Origin of the sequence: Micromonospora sp. D75, from assembly GCF_018070405.1 — a bacterium.
GTDB lineage: Bacteria > Actinomycetota > Actinomycetes > Mycobacteriales > Micromonosporaceae > Micromonospora > Micromonospora chalcea.
The window spans coordinates 1-1554 of record NZ_JAGPXV010000935.1; the positions used below are offsets into that span (position 1 = coordinate 1).

The window sequence follows — 1554 nt, forward strand, 5'->3', positions numbered from 1 at the left end:
GGTACTGCGTGGAGGTGAAGAGGGTACGGTCCAGCCGGATGCGGCCGGTCGCGTGGTCTACCTCGTACTTGTTGCGGTGACCCTTGGGGATCTCAACCGTGACGTCGAAATCCATCTCCCACGCTCCCTCGTTTGCCCACGCTGGCTAACGGAACCAGCGGTTCGCCCCCGGCGCGGGGGAACGCCCCCCGTCGGCCTCGGCCGCCGCATAGTGTTCGGACCGAAGTAGTGTCGCCCAAGGCGATTTCGAGCGGGGAGGAGGGGGCCGTGGGGAGGGAAGATTCACACTACCGCCCCGAGAGGGTTGACGGGTCCGCTTCCGGGGGTTCCGGTTCCGGTGGCGCCACCGGCCGGGTGTCCGTACCGGGTGCGAACGTCCCCCACCGTCCGGCTCCGGGTCCGATCCCGGTGAGCCCGCCGGTCCCGCCGACCGGCGCCGCGCCGCCCCCGCCCTCCCCGCCTCCGGCCGCGCCGCGTCGCCGCTCCCGGCTGGTCGCGGCGCTCGCGTGCGTACTCGTGCTGGCCCTGGCGGTCGCCGGGCTGGCCGTGTTCCGGCCCGGTCCGGTCGCGGGCTGGCTGGGCGACGACAGTTCTTCGGGTACGGCGGTCGCCGCGCCGCCCGAGCCCACCCCGCCGGCCGTGCTGGCCGGGCCGGACGGCAACGCCCCGCTGCCCACCGAGGCCGGAATCCGCGCCGCCCTGGACCCGCTGGTGCGCGCCGCCGCGCTCGGCGACCGGGTGCACCTGTCGGTGGCCGACGTGAGCACCGGCCAGGCGCTCTACGGCAGCGGCCAGGACACCCCGACGGTGCCCGCCTCGGTGACCAAGCTGGCGACCGGCGTGGCGGTGCTCGCGGCGCGCGGCCCGGCCTACCGGATCCCGACGAGGGCGGTGGCCGGCCCGAACCCGGGCGAGGTGGTCCTGGTCGGCGGCGGTGACCCCACGCTCGCCGTGGACAAGGACGGCTTCTACACGGGCGCGGCCCGGCTGGACGACCTCGCCGCCCAGGTGCGCAACGCGCTCGGCGGCACCGCGCCGACCAAGGTGATCGTCGACTCGTCGCTGTTCACCGGCCCGGTCTTCGAACCCGGCTGGGACTCCGACATCCCCACCGGCGGGTTCGGCGCGGCGATCACCGCGCTGATGACCGACGGCGCCCGGAAGAACCCGGCGGAGGCGCGCCGCACCGCCGAGCAGACCAACCACGCCGCCGAACGGGTGCCCCAGCCGGACCTGACCGCCGGCCGGCAGTTCGCCAAGCTGCTCGGGCTCACCGGCGGCGCGGCCCAGGTGACCCGGGGCACCGCGCCGACCGCGTCCGGCGCCACCGGTACGGCGCCCGGCGCCGAACTGGGCACCGTCGAGTCCCTGCCGATGATCCGGCTGGTCGACATCATGATCAGCGACAGCGACAACGTGATCGCCGAGGCGATGGCCCGCCAGGTGGCGCTCGCCAAGGGCAAGCCCGGCTCGTTCGCCGGCGGCGCCGCGGCCACCGGCCAGGTGCTCGGCGAACTGGGCCTGCCGGCGGGCGAGATCAGCCTGGCCGACGGC

Annotated in this window: 2 protein-coding genes; one reads left to right on the forward strand and one right to left on the reverse strand. The window is 75.5% G+C overall.

Annotation, left to right across the window (positions count from 1 at the left end):
* Positions 1-115: inorganic diphosphatase (locus tag KBX39_RS30840; protein ID WP_210873922.1), on the reverse strand; the 115-nt coding region annotated here is incomplete at its 3' end.
* 374 nt (positions 116-489) lie between these two features.
* Here KBX39_RS30840 and KBX39_RS30845 point away from each other — a divergent pair.
* Positions 490-1554, forward strand: a 1065-nt coding sequence (locus KBX39_RS30845; protein WP_247660780.1) for a D-alanyl-D-alanine carboxypeptidase, incomplete at its 3' end; no start/stop codon positions are given.